General features: G+C 67.3%; 1 protein-coding gene. It reads right to left on the bottom strand.

Going from position 1 to position 1,237, the window contains the following annotated elements; translation table 11 throughout:
• The coding region (locus tag JK363_RS41250) for an acyltransferase domain-containing protein (protein WP_236076581.1) at nucleotides 1-1,175 on the bottom strand (1,175 nt) is incomplete at its 3' end.
• Between the last annotated feature and the right edge of the window lie 62 nt (nucleotides 1,176-1,237).

Below are 1,237 nucleotides of genomic sequence, written 5' to 3'. Positions count from 1 at the left end.
GTGGGCAGTTCGGTGTGGTGAGCGCCGGTCCCGGCAAACAACTCCGACCAGTTCACCGCCACCCCGGCGGTGAACAACGCACCCAGCCCCGCCAGCACCGACTCGACCTCGCCATGACCGTGGCGCAGACCAGGCACCGCCGTAATGTCCTGGCCGTCCAAGCATTCCCGCACCGACCCGGTCAGCACCGCGTCCGGACCCAGCTCGACAAACCGCGTCGCACCCCGCTCATGCAACCGCGTGACAGTGTCGGCGAACCGAACCGTGTCACGCACATGCCGCACCCAATACTCCGGATCCGCTATCGCCTCATTCACGGTCGCGATATGCGGCGGCTGAAAAGCCAACCCGGCCACCACCGCGCGGAAATCGTCCAGCATCGGCTCCATCAACGGCGAATGGAACGCATGACTCACCACGAGCCGTTTCGTCCGGCAACCCTGCTCGGACAGCCGCTGCACGACCCGCTCGACCGCGGACTCGGCCCCCGACACCACCACCGACGTCGGACTGTTCACCGCGGCGATCGACACCTGGACGCCCCGCTCAGCCACCACCGGCGCCACCACGTCCTCACCCGCGGCGACCGCCACCATCACCCCACCGGGCGCCAGCCCCTGCATCAACCGACCCCGCGCGGTCACCAACGCGCAGGCATCCGCCAGCGACAGCACCCCCGACACATGAGCCGCGGCGATCTCCCCCACAGAATGACCGGTCACAAAATCCGGGACCACACCCCACGACCCGAACAACCGGAACAGCGCCACCTCAACGGCGAACAACGCCGGCTGCGCGAACTCCGTCGAATCCAGACGGCCCCCAGCACCGTCCTCGCCGAAAACAGCCGCCCTCACCATCGGATCCAGCAACTCACATACCTGATCAAAAGCAGCCGCGAACACCGGGAACCGCCGATACAACTCCCGGCCCATCCCGACCCGCTGCGAACCCTGACCGGTAAACACCACCGCCACACGGCCCCGGCCCGCCACACCAGACCCACACCCGGCCCCGGCCTCACCCCCGGCAACAACCACCAGCCGATCCAGCAACTGCTCCCGCCCCGACGCAACCACAACCGCCCGATGCCCATGCACAGCACGATCAGCCGTCAACGAATACGCAACATCCACCAACGCCACATCCGGCCGCTCCACCACAAACGACCGCAAACGAGCAGCCTGACCACACAACGCCCCCGACCCACGACCCGACAACACAAACGGCAACACCG

The organism is Streptomyces coffeae (assembly GCF_016741875.1).
Classification (GTDB): Bacteria; Actinomycetota; Actinomycetes; order Streptomycetales; family Streptomycetaceae; genus Streptomyces; species Streptomyces coffeae.
The sequence above is the reverse complement of the archived record's forward strand: the minus strand, read 5'-3'. Positions and strand labels throughout refer to the sequence as shown.